At 63.3% G+C, this 11,920-nt stretch carries 12 protein-coding genes; 3 read left to right on the top strand and 9 right to left on the bottom strand.

Translation table 11 applies throughout. The features are described from left to right. Nucleotides 1-47: 47 nt before the first annotated feature. Nucleotides 48-863, bottom strand: coding sequence for a 4-hydroxy-tetrahydrodipicolinate reductase (dapB, locus tag YH63_RS07705; protein ID WP_046828107.1), 816 nt, complete (start codon nt 861-863; stop codon nt 48-50). Between the two features lie 178 nt (nt 864-1,041). Here dapB and YH63_RS07700 point away from each other — a divergent pair, with 178 nt between their 5' ends. Beyond that, nucleotides 1,042-2,034, top strand: a complete 993-nt coding sequence (locus tag YH63_RS07700) for a membrane protein (protein WP_046828108.1) — start codon at nt 1,042-1,044, stop codon at nt 2,032-2,034. Nucleotides 2,035-2,162: 128 nt separating this feature from the next. On the opposite strand, the gene YH63_RS07695 is transcribed toward YH63_RS07700, so the two are convergent. The 6 genes from YH63_RS07695 to dnaK form a co-directional block, all read right to left on the bottom strand. Beyond that, nucleotides 2,163-2,468, bottom strand: coding sequence for a DUF1330 domain-containing protein (locus tag YH63_RS07695; RefSeq protein WP_046828109.1), 306 nt, complete (start codon nt 2,466-2,468; stop codon nt 2,163-2,165). A 22-nt stretch (nt 2,469-2,490) separates the two neighbouring features. Further along, nucleotides 2,491-3,198, bottom strand: a complete 708-nt coding sequence (pyrF, locus tag YH63_RS07690; RefSeq protein WP_046828110.1) for an orotidine-5'-phosphate decarboxylase — start codon at nt 3,196-3,198, stop codon at nt 2,491-2,493. Nucleotides 3,199-3,204: 6 nt separating this feature from the next. After that, nucleotides 3,205-3,786: an NADPH-dependent FMN reductase gene (locus tag YH63_RS07685; RefSeq protein WP_046828111.1), complete on the bottom strand. Its 582-nt coding sequence runs from the start codon at nt 3,784-3,786 to the stop codon at nt 3,205-3,207. Nucleotides 3,787-4,022: 236 nt separating this feature from the next. Beyond that, the gene (locus YH63_RS07680; RefSeq protein WP_046828112.1) at nt 4,023-4,622 is read right to left on the bottom strand and encodes a class I SAM-dependent methyltransferase; all 600 of its coding nucleotides are present in this window, start codon (nt 4,620-4,622) and stop codon (nt 4,023-4,025) included. 91 nt (nt 4,623-4,713) lie between these two features. Next, entirely contained in the window at nt 4,714-5,850 is a 1,137-nt protein-coding gene (gene dnaJ, locus YH63_RS07675) for a molecular chaperone DnaJ (protein WP_046828113.1), read from the bottom strand. A gap of 87 nt (nt 5,851-5,937) precedes the next feature. Further along, on the bottom strand, nt 5,938-7,839 hold the full coding sequence (gene dnaK / locus YH63_RS07670; RefSeq protein WP_046828114.1) for a molecular chaperone DnaK: 1,902 nt from the start codon (nt 7,837-7,839) through the stop codon (nt 5,938-5,940). A gap of 336 nt (nt 7,840-8,175) precedes the next feature. On the opposite strand from dnaK, the gene YH63_RS07665 reads away from it, so the two are divergent. Continuing rightward, nucleotides 8,176-9,108 (top strand): hypothetical protein, encoded by a 933-nt coding sequence (locus tag YH63_RS07665; protein ID WP_046828115.1) that lies wholly within the window; start codon nt 8,176-8,178, stop codon nt 9,106-9,108. A 2-nt stretch (nt 9,109-9,110) separates the two neighbouring features. On the opposite strand, the gene grpE is transcribed toward YH63_RS07665, so the two are convergent. Then, complete coding sequence (gene grpE / locus YH63_RS07660; RefSeq protein ID WP_046828116.1) at nt 9,111-9,740, bottom strand: nucleotide exchange factor GrpE; 630 nt, start codon at nt 9,738-9,740, stop codon at nt 9,111-9,113. A gap of 89 nt (nt 9,741-9,829) precedes the next feature. Then, on the bottom strand, nt 9,830-10,921 hold the full coding sequence (gene hrcA, locus YH63_RS07655; RefSeq protein WP_046829680.1) for a heat-inducible transcriptional repressor HrcA: 1,092 nt from the start codon (nt 10,919-10,921) through the stop codon (nt 9,830-9,832). A 268-nt stretch (nt 10,922-11,189) separates the two neighbouring features. On the opposite strand from hrcA, the gene rph reads away from it, so the two are divergent. Further along, a complete protein-coding gene (gene rph, locus YH63_RS07650; RefSeq protein WP_046829681.1) occupies nt 11,190-11,906 on the top strand; it encodes a ribonuclease PH in 717 nt (238 codons plus the stop codon). Nucleotides 11,907-11,920: the final 14 nt, after the last annotated feature.

Below are 11,920 nucleotides of genomic sequence, written 5' to 3'. Positions count from 1 at the left end.
TTTCTGGATTGCTTCGCTGCGCTCGCAATGACGGTGATCCGATTTTCCTAGCTGCTGCTGAGACCGAGCACGTCGGTCATCGAATAATGTCCGGGCTTCTTGCCCTGCGCCCACATCGCCGCCTTCAGCGCGCCGCGCGCGAAGATCATGCGATCCTCCGACTTGTGCGCAAGCTCGATGCGTTCATAGGGACCTGCGAAGATCACGGTATGATCGCCGGTGGCGGTGCCGCCGCGCAGTGTCGCGAAACCAATGTCGCCCGGATTGCGCGCGCCGGTATATCCATCGCGCGAGCGCACCGAGCGCTGCGCGAGATCGATGCCGCGTCCGTCCGCCGCCGCCTGCCCGAGCAGGTAAGCGGTGCCCGACGGCGCGTCGATCTTCTGCCTGTGGTGCATTTCGAGAATCTCGATGTCGAAATCCTCATCGAGCGACTTCGATACCTGCTTCACCAGTGCGGCCAAGAGATTGACGCCGAGGCTCATGTTACCGGACTGCACGACGATGGCCTGCGAGGTCACGCTCTTGATGACCGCGTTGTCCGACGCCGACAGGCCGGTGGTGCCGATGACGTGGACGATGCCGCGCTGGGCGGCAATGGCGACATTGGCGATGGTCGCGGCGGGCACGGTGAAGTCGAGAATGCCGTCGGCGTTTTTCGACAGGGTCCAGAGGTCGCCGGAAAGTTCGACGCCGTTGGCGGGAAGCCCGGCGAGCACGCCGGCATCCTGGCCCAGCAACTCAGAGCCCGGCGCTTCCAGCGCGCCGGCGAGCGTGACGCCCTCCGTCTCGGCAATGGCGCGGATCAGGGTCCGGCCCATCCGGCCCCCGGCTCCAGCAACGATCAGGCGCATATCGGCCATTTCCAGCCCTCAAAACCCGTTTCAGAAACTACTTTGGCGGTATAGCGGCGCGGGGGCACGGCGGCAACCGCAGCCTCCCGGCGCAGCCGCCTGCCTTGCGCGGCTGGACAGCCCTGCCGGGAGTCATGCAAGGGTCACGCGACGGACCTATTGAGGGACACCCCGAAGGAAACCACCCATGCGCCTGCTCCCTGCCGTCACCGCCGCGATGCTCACGATCGCAACCTCGTTGATGCCTGCGTCGGCGGCGGAGCGGATCGGCGGCGACAACGCGTTCTCGTTCGTGGCACTCGGCGACATGCCCTACAATCTGCCGGACGACACCACGAAGTTCGACCGGCTGATCGCGGCGGTCAACGCGCTGAAGCCCGCCTTCACCCTGCACGTGGGCGACATCAAGTCCGGGGCGCTGCCGTGCAGCGACGAGGTTCTGAAAACATCCTACGATCAGATCCAGACCTTCGAAGGCGCGGTGGTCTACACCATCGGCGACAACGAATGGATCGACTGCCATCGCACGGCAGCCGGCGGCTACAATCCGCGCGAGCGGCTTATGAAGCTGCGCGAGATGTTTTTCGCGACACCGACGAAGTCCCTGGGCAAGACCCCGCTCGATGTGGAGAGCCAGGCGCTGCTGATGCCGGAATTTTCAACCTACGTGGAGAACACGCGTTTCGCGACAAACGGCGTGATGTTCCTGACGGCGAATGTGCCGGGCTCCAACAATGGCTTCGAGGCGCATGACCCTGAAGCGGTGACGGAGTTCTTCGCCCGCGACAAGGCCAACGTCGCCTGGATCGATGCAAGCTTCGCCAAGGCCAAGGCCGACAACGCCAAGGCCGCGGTGCTGTTCATGCAGGCGGAGTTCAACGAAGCGCGATTCCCGAACGGGGCGATGCCGCGTCAGTCCGGCTTTACCAGAATGCTCGACGCCATCGAGGCCGGCGCGACAAGCTTCGGCAAGCCGGTGCTGCTGATCCATGGCGACGAGCACTATTTTTCAATCGCGCCGCTGCGCAACAGTAAGGGCAAGCCGATACCCGGCGTCAACAAGCTGATGGTCTATGGCGACACGCTGGTTCACGCTGTGCGCGTGCTGGTCGATCCCGACAGCAGCCACGTGTTCGGATTCGTGCCGCTGATCGTGCCCGAGAACGGAATGGGGAAGTAAGCTACCTAGCTTTCATCTCCGCTCGTCCCCGCGAAAGCGGGGACCCAGTGTTCCGAGCTGCTGGATTCCCGCTTTCGCGGGAATGACCGGAGAGAGCATCCATCAATTCAGACGGATCACATTTGCACTTACGGCTGCGGGCCGTCATAGCCTTCGATGATGACGATCTCGCCGTTGGAATGCGGAGCGCGTTTGGCGATCAGATCGGCATATTCCGGCGAGCGGTAACAGGCCAGCGCGGTCTCATAGTCCTTGAACTCGATCACGACGTTGCGCGAGCGCGCCGGTCCTTCATGCGCTTCATGGATGCCGCCGCGCACCAGAAACTTCGCGCCGTACTTCTTGAACACCGCGCCGTTGTGCGCGACGTAATCCCTTTTATAGGCCTCGAGGTCGTGAACGTCGATGCGCGCGATCCAGTAACCCTTGGGCATTGTTGTTCTCCCTTTTTTGATTTCAGCCGCCAGCCTGAACGATTTCGGCGACGATGGCCTCCGCCGCCGCTTTCGGATCGGCGGCTTCCACCACCGGCCGTCCGACCACAAGATAATCCGCGCCCGCCGCGATGGCGCGGCCCGGCGTCATGATACGCTTCTGGTCACCGACCGCGCTGCCTGCGGGACGGATGCCCGGCGTCACCAGCGCCATCTGCGCGCCGACGATGCCGCGCACGGTCGCAGCCTCTTCGCCGGAACACACCAGACCGTCGATGCCGAGCGCCTGCGCCTGCAGCGCGCGCGCCTCGACCAGGTCGGAGACGCCGAAGCGAAAACCTGCCGCGTGCAGGTCGTCGTCGTCGTAGGACGTGAGAACCGTGACCGCGAGAATTTTCAGGGACGAGCCGCGCGCCTCGGCCGCCGCCTTCATGGTCTGCGGATAGGCATGCACCGTCAGAAAGGTTGCGCCGAGTTTGGCGATGCTCTCGACACCCTTGGCAACCGTGTTGCCGATGTCGTGCAGCTTGAGATCGACGAACACCTTCTTGCCGCGCTCCGCCAGTTTCGGCACCAGCGCAAGCCCGCCGGCATAACCAAGCTGGTAGCCGATCTTGTAGAACGTCACGCTGTCGCCAAGCCGCGCGATCAGCGCTTCTGCCGCCTCGACGCTGGAAAGATCGAGCGCAACGATCAGCCGGTCGCGGGACTCAACATGGGTGGGCTTCATAACGACTCACATCATCTGTTGGGAGGTGTCGATCAACTGGCGCAAGGTCCCGCGCAGCAATTCGGCGTCGGCCGGATCTTTCAGGCGATCCATGTCGTCGAACGCCTGACCCGCAAACGACAGCGCCATCTGTTTCGGCACCACCGTCGCGCCGCAGCCGAGCGCCAGAACCTGGCGCAGCGCCATCAGCACGCGCAGCCCGCCGAATTTTCCGTCGGACGCCGCCCCGATCGCGAAGGCGCGCTCGCGAAACACCTGGCCGAACGTCTCATTGCGGTCGCGCACCCGCGTCACCCAGTCGATACTGTTCTTCAGCAGCGGCGGCACCGAGGAATTGTATTCCGGGCTGACGATGAAAACGCCGTGATGCGCGCCGATCATCCGCTTGAGATTGACGGCGTTGGCCGGCACGCCGGATTTCACTTCAAGGTCGCCGTCGTAGATCGGCAGCGGATAATCGCTGAGCGAGATCAGCGTGACGTCGACGTCGAGCAGCGCCAGTTCCTTGACCACCACGGCGGCCAGTCGCGCGTTGAACGAGCCAGTGCGCAGCGAGCCGGGAATGACGAGGATTTTCAGCGCGGCCATGATGTCCCTGTCACCTCCGGACAGGGCGAAGGCGCGACAGGTTTATAGCTTGGCGGATTTTGAGACGCAAAAGGCGCGGCCCCGCTCGCCTCTTCTTGTCACCTCTCCCGTGGGGAGAGGTCGGCACGCGAAGCGTGCCGGGTGAGGGCGTAGAATCTATCGATAAATCTAGGTCCCCTCACCCCAACCCTCTCCCCGCTGGGGAGAGGGAGTCCGATCCCGCTAGCTAAGAAAATTTAGCCCTTGCGATAAACCCAGACCCGCGCGGGCGGCAGGTTCATCCAGACCCGCTCGGAGGCCTGGGTGCGGATTCCCGGCAAGGATTTCGGAATCGGCGGCGCCACCGAATAGGTGAACTGGATGAAGGGCGCACCCGCTTCCATTTTCAGGAACGCGTCGCGCATCAGCTTGAGGCGAACCAGCATCGGCTTGGTGACGAGCGGCAGGCCGGACACCATCGCGGCGGCGGGCTCTTTCAGTTCCGCCAGTGTCAGGTCGAGACTATAGGCATCGCCCTGAATCACGGTCGCCTGCGGATAGCGCTCATGCAGCAGCGCACAGAAGCCCGGATCGAACTCCACCAGCACCAGACGCTTCTCGGCAACGCCGTGCGCGATCAGCGCATCGGTGATGGCGCCGGTGCCGGGCCCAAGTTCGATGACAGGTCCGTCGGAATGCGGATCGACGTAACGCGCGACCGTGCGCGCCAGCGCCTTGCTGGATGGCATCACCGCGCCCATGTGCAGGGGCTTTTCAATCCAGGAGCGGAGGAAGCGGACCTCGTCGTCGAGACGAAGCGGCTTTTTCAACGCACGCGCAGTGGACTGGGGGGCCATGATACTTCCAACGGAGCCCGGGGACGGGCGAGGCGTCAAATTTCCTTCACAAATGGGTACAGACGCAAGCAAAAAGCGTCAAGCAGACCCACTATGGCGTATTGGCGCGGGTTCCGAAGAAGTCCTTGACCATTTTGAAGAATCCGGCCGCTTCGGGCTGGGTTTCGCCGGACGACAGCTTTTCGAACTCCGCCAGCAGCTCTTTCTGCTTCTTGGTGAGGTTCTGCGGCGTCTCGACCACGACCTGGACGTACATGTCGCCCATCTGCCGGGAACGCAGCACCGGCATGCCCTTCGAGGCAACGCGGAAGCGGCGGCCGGACTGGGTGCCCGACGGCACTTTCACCTTGGTCTTGCCCTGATCGATGGTCGGCACTTCGAATTCGCCGCCCATCGCCGCGGTCACCATCGACACCGGCACGCGGCAATGCAGGTCCGCGCCGTCGCGCTGGAAGAACTTGTGCGAAGCCAGCGACAGGAAAATGTAGAGATCGCCCGCAGGACCGCCCTGCACGCCCGCCTCGCCCTCGCCGGAAAGGCGAATGCGGGTGCCGTCCTCGACGCCCGGCGGAATATTGACCGACAGCGTGCGCTCCTTCTGCACGCGGCCTTGCCCCGAGCAGGAGCCGCACGGCGTCTCGATCATCTGGCCACGGCCCTGACAGCCGGGGCAGGTGCGTTCCAGCGTGAAGAAACCTTGCGCCTGGCGAACACGGCCTGCGCCGCCGCACATCGAGCAGGTCTTCGGCTTGGTGCCCGCCTTGGCGCCGGTGCCGGAGCATGTCTCGCAGGTCACCGCGACCGGAATGTTGATCTGCGCGGTCTTGCCGGAGAAGGCTTCCTCCAGCGTGATTTCCATATTGTAGCGCAGGTCCGCGCCGCGCTCGCGGCCGCCACGGCCGCCGCGCTGTCCGGCCATGCCGAACAGGTCTTCGAAAATGTCGGAGAACGAGGACGCAAAGCCCGCACCGAACCCGGCCCCGTGGCCGCCGCCGTTGCCCTGCTCGAACGCGGCATGGCCATAGCGGTCGTAGGCGGCACGCTTGTTGCCGTCCTTGAGGATTTCGTAGGCTTCGGAAATTTCCTTGAACTTGTGCTCGCAGGACGGATCGCCCGGATTCTTGTCCGGGTGCCATTTCATGGCGAGCTTGCGGAAGGCCGACTTCAGTCCGGCTTCGTCGATAGAACGTTCGACTTCCAGCGTCTCGTAATAGCAGGCCTTAGACATGGCTGATCTGGGTCATGCGAGTCTGGATCTGTGGTTCGGTTCTCCGCGAAAAGCCTCCCCTTGAAGGGGAGGCTGATCGTGGACTGGTTACGCGGACTTCTTGTTGGTCTTATCGTCGTCGACTTCGGTAAACTCGGCGTCAACGACATCGTCCTTCGCGGCATCCTTGGCGGCGTCCGCCTCGGCCTGCTGCGTGTACATCGCTTCGCCGAGCTTCATCGAAGCCTGCGCCAGCGTATTGGTCTTGGTCTTGATGGCTTCCGGATCTTCGCCCTTCAGGGCTTCCTTCAGATCCGCCAGCGCGTCTTCGATGGCCTTGCGCTCGGGCTCGCCGACCTTCGCACCATGCTCGGCCAGCGCCTTCTCGGTGGAATGCACCAGCGCGTCGGCATGGTTCTTGGCATCGACCGCCTCGCGGCGCTTCTTGTCCTCGGCCGCATTGGCCTCGGCGTCCTTGACCATCTTCTCGATGTCGCTGTCAGACAGTCCACCGGACGCCTGAATGCGAATCTGCTGTTCCTTGTTGGTCGCCTTGTCCTTTGCCGACACGTTGACGATGCCGTTGGCGTCGATGTCGAACGTGACCTCGATCTGCGGCATGCCGCGCGGCGCGGGCGGAATTCCCATCAGGTCGAACTGGCCAAGCATCTTGTTGTCGGCCGCCATCTCGCGTTCACCCTGGAACACGCGAATGGTCACCGCACCCTGATTGTCCTCGGCAGTCGAGAATACCTGGCTCTTCTTGGTCGGGATCGTGGTGTTGCGCTCGATGATGCGCGTGAACACACCGCCCAGCGTTTCGATGCCGAGCGACAGCGGCGTGACGTCGAGCAGCAGCACGTCCTTGACGTCGCCCTGCAGCACGCCGGCCTGAATCGCGGCGCCGATGGCAACGACTTCGTCCGGGTTGACGCCCTTGTGCGGCTCCTTGCCGAACAGCTGCTTCACGACTTCCTGCACCTTTGGCATGCGCGACATGCCGCCGACCAGAACAACCTCGTTGATCTCGGCAGCCGACAGACCGGCATCCTTCAGGGCCTTGCGGCAAGGCTCGACTGTCTTCTGGATCAGATCGTCGACCAGCGCTTCGAACTTGGCGCGGGTGAGCTTCATGGTCAGATGCTTCGGACCGGTTGCATCCGCGGTGATGAACGGCAGATTGATTTCGGTCTGCGTCGTCGACGACAATTCGATCTTGGCCTTTTCAGCGGCCTCTTTCAGGCGCTGCAGGGCAAGCTTGTCGTTGCGCAGGTTGATGCCCTGCTCTTTCTGGAATTCGTCGGCCAGATAGCTGACGAGGCGCATGTCGAAGTCTTCACCGCCGAGGAACGTGTCGCCGTTGGTGGACTTCACTTCGAACACGCCGTCGCCGATCTCGAGGATCGACACGTCGAAGGTGCCGCCGCCGAGATCGTACACCGCGATGGTGCCCTGCTTGGTCTTGTCGAGACCGTAAGCGAGCGCAGCCGCGGTCGGCTCGTTGATGATGCGCAGCACTTCAAGGCCTGCGATCTTGCCGGCATCCTTGGTGGCCTGACGCTGGGCGTCGTTGAAATAGGCAGGAACGGTGATGACCGCCTGATCGACCTTCTGGCCGAGATGGGCTTCCGCGGTCTCTTTCATCTTCTGCAGAATGAAAGCGGAGACCTGCGAAGGCGAATAGGTCTGGCCGTCGGCCTCGACCCATGCGTCGCCGTTGCCGGCCTTCACGATTTTATAGGGGACGAGCTTCTTGTCCTTTTCGACCGTCGGATCGTCGTAACGGCGGCCGATGAGGCGCTTCACGGCGAAGATGGTCTTTTCCGGATTGGTCACAGCCTGGCGCTTGGCCGGCTGGCCGACGAGGCGCTCACCATCGTCGGTGAGGGCAACGATGGACGGGGTCGTCCGCATGCCCTCGGCGTTCTCGATTACCTTTGGTGTTTTGCCATCCATCACGGCGACGCACGAATTCGTGGTGCCGAGATCGATCCCAATGACCTTTCCCATGGTCCTCTAATCCTTCTTTTTGCGGCAGGTTGGCCGGGCCCTGACGGCGCACCAATCCAAACCCCCAATATCAAATATTCGCGACGTCGCGACGCTCCGCCTCATATAGGAGGGGGGCATGCCCCTGCAAGGACCAGCCCTTGTAAACAGCCGGGAAAATGGAATTTCCGCATCCGCCGCCAGGCTCCGGGGAACGGCGGCGAATGCGTCAATTTGCAACGATTCGGGCCTTGATCTGTTGGCCCGGCGCAGAAACAGTTACGCCCCGAACAGACCGGGCCGCCTCGCGCCGTGTCCGACCATTGAACCGCCTCAATACGACATCAGTCAGGTCTCATGAAAACGATCGTCCGCGTTCTCGCCATCGTCTCCATTGTCACCGCCTCGCCGGCTCTTGCCGCCGACCCCGTATTCCCCTCAGGCGCGCGCGTCGGGCTGGTGCCCGCCGAAGGGCTCGCCGTGGCCAAGGAATTTATGGGGTTCGAATCCGCGGACCAGAAGATCAAGGTCGGGCTCGCCGAGATCCCGCCCGCGGCCTTTGCAACGGTCGAGACTGCCGTAAAGGAAGGCAAGTCTCCCGCGGCAGGCTCCAAGCCGGAAGCCTTTGAGACCGCGGCAGGCAAGGCGTTCATTACCTCGGATACCGGCAAGGACGGCGCGACCACGATCAAGATGTACTCGGTGATCATCTCCGGCGAGAAGTTCACCGGCTACATCATCGCGCAGGCGCGCGAGGATGCAGAGAAGCCGCTATCCGACGACGCCATGCGCAAGATGCTCGCCTCGGCGAAGCTGCGCAATGACGTGCCGACCGAGGAACAGCTCAGCCTGATGCCGTTCAAGATCGGCGAACTCAGTGATTTCAAGACCGTTCGCACGCTGGCGCCGCGCTCGTCGATCCTTTTGACCGACGGCACGGAAGACACCACGCTCGACGGTGCACCCTACATGGTGATCGGCCTGACCGCGGCTGCCCCCGCGTCGCCGGACGATCGCGGACGCTTTGCGCAACAGACCGCCGCCGCCATTCCGGGCCTTCGCAATGCGCGCATCATTTCGAACGAGCCGCAGCGGATTGACGGCTCCGCCGGGTACGAGACGCGAATCGAGGCTGTCACCGGCAAGAACGACACGCCGGTCACCGTGGTGCAGTGGCTGAGATTCGGCGGCGGCACGTCGCTGCGCATCATCGCAAGCGCGACGCGCGACGATTGGCCGAAGGCGTTTCCGCGCTTTCGCGCGGTGCGCGACGGCATCGACCCGCGTTAAAACTATTCCTGCGCGGCGGCGGGCGCCACCTTCGCGCCGCCCTTGGCGACCGCGACCAGCGCCGGGCGCAGCACGCGCTCGCCGATGGTGTAGCCGCCCTGCACGACCTGCACCACGGTGCCTGTCGGTACCGACGAATCCGGCACCTCATACATCGCCTGATGGAAGTTCGGATCGAACTTCTCGCCGAGCGGATCGAGCTTCTGCACGCCGTTTTTCTCCAGCGTCTTGTGCAGCGAACGCTCGGTCAGCTCGACGCCCTCGATCAACGCCTTGAGGCCGGGATCGGCCGCCTCGCGTGCTTCCATCGGCACGGCATCCAGCGCGCGCTGCAGATTGTCGGCGATGTCGAGCACGTCACGCGCGAATGCGGTGATGCCGTAGGTCCGCGCGTCGGTGACTTCGCGCTGGGTCCGCTTGCGCAGATTTTCCATCTCCGCAAGCGTGCGCAGCATACGATCCTTTGCCTCGGCCACTTCCTTGGTGAGCGCTTCGACCGACCCTTCTTCAGGATCGTCAGGCATCACGTAAGGCTTTGAGACCACAGGCTCCTTGTCGGTCACGGAACCGTTCGCGCTGTCCTGCGCGGCGGCGGCCTCCGATTGTTCCTTGCGCCCATTGGTATTGGCCATAACTCACCTTTTCAGCAAATCGTCTCGATCATGTGGGATTGTTAGCCCGCATATCGTGCTTTAGGCGCGGAAAATCAAGCGCTAACGCGCTATTTGCCGATCAGCTGACTGACAATCCGGGCGGCATAATCGACCATCGGAATGACCCGCGCGTAGTTCAGCCGCGTCGGACCGATCACGCCGAGCACGCCGACGATGTGGCCCGCGCCGTCGCGATAGGGTGCGATGATGGTCGAGGAGCCGGACAGCGAGAACAGCTTGTTCTCCGAGCCGATGAAAATCCGCACGCCGTCGGCGCGCTCGGCGCGGCCGAGCAGATCGATCACACCCTTCTTGGCTTCGAGGTCGTCGAACAGCAGCCGCACCCGTTCGAGATCCTCCATCGCATGAAGATCTTCCAGCAGATTGGCGTGACCGCGCACGATCAGTTGGCGCTCGTCGCTGGCGCCGCCCGACCAGCTTGCGATGCCCGCTGCGACGACTTTCTGCGTGAGCTGATCCAGCTCGCCGCGGCTCGTTGTCAGCGCGGTTTCGAGTTCGCTGCGCGCTTCGGCCAGCGTGCGTCCGCGAATCCGTGCATTGAGAAAATTCGAAGCTTCGGTCAGTGCCGATGACGGCACGCCTGGGGGCAGCGGCAGCACGCGGTTCTCGACCTGGCCGTCTTCCGCCACCAGCACCACCAGCGCCTGCGTCGGCTCCAGCCGCACGAATTCGATATGCTTAAGCCGCACGTTCGCCTTCGCCGTCAGCACGACCGCAGCCGCACGCGTCAGACCCGACAATCGCGTCAAAGCCTCGCTCAGCGCGGCTTCGACTGAAGAAGCACCGCCGACGGATTTGAGTTGCGTCTCGATCGACTGCCGTTCCGGCTCGGTCAGATCGCCGACCTGCATCAGCGCGTCGACGAAAAAGCGCAGTCCCAGTTCGGTCGGCAACCGGCCCGCCGACGTATGCGGCGCGTAGATCAGCCCCAGTTGCTCGAGATCCGACATCACGTTGCGCACGGAGGCCGGCGACAACGGCATGGTGATCAGGCGCGAGATGTTGCGCGAGCCCACCGGCTCGCCGGTGGCCAGATAATTCTCGACAATCTGACGAAAAATATCCCGCGACCGCTCGTTGAGCTGCGCCAGCCCGGCGTTCGGCGTGATCAGATGACCTGTCGGCTCGTGGTGGGCCAAATCCGGCTCCAAATCGGTTCTGCGCCCTACACTTGTCCCTCGGACAGCGACATGACAAGCGGCATTATCAGCAAGTTCAGCGTCATTGCGAGCGAAGCGAAGCAATCTAGAGCCCTTTGGCGACAAACTGGATTGCTTCGTCGCCCCGCTCCTCGCAATGACAATTGAGATGACCGGATACGCAGCTGCATAGCCCTTGCCGCTGCGACCCCAACCCCCTAAAAGCAGCGCCAAATCGACATTTCCCATGTTTTCGGAGGATTTTCCCATGCGGCCAAGCCGTCGCGCGCCCGACGAACTGCGCCCCGTCACACTGGAACGGGGTGTGGTCAAATACGCCGAAGGTTCCTGCATGGTGAAGTTCGGCGACACCCACGTGCTGGTGACCGCCACGCTGGAAGACCGTCTGCCGCCATGGCTGAAGGGTCAGGGCCGCGGCTGGGTCACCGCCGAATACGGCATGCTGCCGCGCGCGACCCACGAGCGCATGCGCCGTGAATCCGCCGCCGGAAAACAAAGCGGCCGCACCGTCGAAATCCAGCGGCTGATCGGCCGCTCGCTGCGCACCACCGTGGACCTCGTTGCCCTGGGCGAACGCCAGATCACGGTGGACTGCGACGTCATCCAGGCCGACGGCGGCACCCGCACCGCGGCGATCACCGGCGCGTGGGTCGCGCTGGCGGATTGCCTGCAGTGGATGAAGGCCCGCAACATGCTGAAGAACGAGAACGTGCTGCGCGACAACGTCGCCGCGATCTCGTGCGGAATCTACAACGGTACGCCGGTGCTCGACCTCGACTACGCGGAAGACTCCGACGCCGAGACCGACGCGAACTTCGTCATGACCGGCGACGGCCGCATTATCGAGGTCCAGGGCACCGCCGAAAAGACGCCGTTCTCGCAGGAGGAATTCCTCAACCTGATGGCGCTGGCCCAGAAGGGCATCGCCCGGCTGGTGGACCTGCAAAAAATGGCGGTGGCGTAATTTTACCGCTTTCA

It is taken from the genome of Afipia massiliensis (assembly GCF_001006325.2).
GTDB lineage: Bacteria > Pseudomonadota > Alphaproteobacteria > Rhizobiales > Xanthobacteraceae > Afipia > Afipia massiliensis_A.
The sequence above is the reverse complement of the archived record's forward strand: the minus strand, read 5'-3'. Positions and strand labels throughout refer to the sequence as shown.

Excerpts from the sequence above, each read along its gene's own strand:
- dapB (WP_046828107.1), bottom strand. The coding sequence starts at position 863 with ATGGCCGATATGCGCCTGATCGTTGCTGGAGCCGGGGGCCGGATGGGC.
- YH63_RS07700 (WP_046828108.1), top strand. The coding sequence starts at position 1,042 with ATGCGCCTGCTCCCTGCCGTCACCGCCGCGATGCTCACGATCGCAACC.
- YH63_RS07695 (WP_046828109.1), bottom strand. The coding sequence starts at position 2,468 with ATGCCCAAGGGTTACTGGATCGCGCGCATCGACGTTCACGACCTCGAG.
- pyrF (WP_046828110.1), bottom strand. The coding sequence starts at position 3,198 with ATGAAGCCCACCCATGTTGAGTCCCGCGACCGGCTGATCGTTGCGCTC.
- YH63_RS07685 (WP_046828111.1), bottom strand. The coding sequence starts at position 3,786 with ATGGCCGCGCTGAAAATCCTCGTCATTCCCGGCTCGCTGCGCACTGGC.
- YH63_RS07680 (WP_046828112.1), bottom strand. The coding sequence starts at position 4,622 with ATGGCCCCCCAGTCCACTGCGCGTGCGTTGAAAAAGCCGCTTCGTCTC.
- dnaJ (WP_046828113.1), bottom strand. The coding sequence starts at position 5,850 with ATGTCTAAGGCCTGCTATTACGAGACGCTGGAAGTCGAACGTTCTATC.
- dnaK (WP_046828114.1), bottom strand. The coding sequence starts at position 7,839 with ATGGGAAAGGTCATTGGGATCGATCTCGGCACCACGAATTCGTGCGTC.
- YH63_RS07665 (WP_046828115.1), top strand. The coding sequence starts at position 8,176 with ATGAAAACGATCGTCCGCGTTCTCGCCATCGTCTCCATTGTCACCGCC.
- grpE (WP_046828116.1), bottom strand. The coding sequence starts at position 9,740 with ATGGCCAATACCAATGGGCGCAAGGAACAATCGGAGGCCGCCGCCGCG.
- rph (WP_046829681.1), top strand. The coding sequence starts at position 11,190 with ATGCGGCCAAGCCGTCGCGCGCCCGACGAACTGCGCCCCGTCACACTG.